General features: G+C 64.5%; 1 protein-coding gene. It reads left to right on the forward strand.

Annotated elements, in window-relative coordinates; genetic code table 11:
• On the forward strand, positions 1-231 hold a 231-nt coding region (locus J5M56_RS26550; protein WP_207938260.1), incomplete at both ends, for an LLM class flavin-dependent oxidoreductase.

Consider the following 231-nt stretch of genomic DNA (forward strand, 5'->3'; position numbering starts at 1 on the left):
CAGCTGTTACCTCCCACATCGGCCTGGTGGCCACGGTCACCGTCAGCTACACCGAGCCTTTTCAGGTGGCCCGCCAGTTCGCCTCGCTGGATCTGATCAGCGGCGGCCGCGCCGGCTGGAACGTGGTCACCAGCGGCGATGCTGGCACTGCGGGCAATTATGGGTTGGACGAGCACTACGACTACGATACCCGCTATGCCCGGGCCCAGGAACATGTCCAGGTGGTGCAAG

The sequence above is a fragment of the Pseudomonas sp. 51_B genome (genome assembly GCF_017491595.1).
Lineage (GTDB): Bacteria > Pseudomonadota > Gammaproteobacteria > Pseudomonadales > Pseudomonadaceae > Aquipseudomonas > Aquipseudomonas promysalinigenes.